We start from the raw sequence: 466 nt of genomic DNA, 5'->3' as shown, positions 1-466 counted from the left end.
CCCGAACTCCACCAGCACGTCGTCCGCCGCCACCGCATCGCCGTCCTTGGCGCCGACAGCCTTCACCACGCCGTCGCGCTCGGCCTTCAGGATGTTCTGCATCTTCATGGCCTCGATGATCGCCACCGTCTCGCCGGTCTTGACCTCCTGGCCCACGACCACCGGGATCGAGACCACCAGACCGGGCATCGGCGACAGCACCATCTTGGAGGTGTCCGCGGCGACCTTCTCCGGCAGGCGCGCATACAGTTCGGCGACGTGGGGCCGCAGCACCCGCACCCGCGCCTTGGCCGCACGGTGGCGGATGTCGAAGCCATCGGCGACGCGCTTGACCTCGGCGGTGAAGGGCTCGCCGTCCAGATCGGCCTTGAACTGGGCCAGACCCGGCCGCCAGTCGATGTCCGACAAGCGGATATCGCCCCCGCCCGTCAGGGTCAGGATCATCTCCTCGTCCTCGTCATAGGAC

At 68.2% G+C, this 466-nt stretch carries 1 protein-coding gene; it reads right to left on the bottom strand.

The window, feature by feature from the left end; translation table 11 throughout:
• Window positions 1-466 (bottom strand): biotin/lipoyl-containing protein (locus tag JWG43_RS20770; RefSeq protein WP_504208227.1); only part of this gene is annotated, 466 nt, incomplete at both ends.

The organism is Desulfobulbus alkaliphilus, from assembly GCF_016918545.1.
Classification (GTDB): domain Bacteria; phylum Desulfobacterota; class Desulfobulbia; order Desulfobulbales; family Desulfobulbaceae; genus Desulfobulbus; species Desulfobulbus alkaliphilus.
Note: the sequence above shows the minus strand (reverse complement) of the source record. Positions and strands in the feature narration are given on the sequence as shown.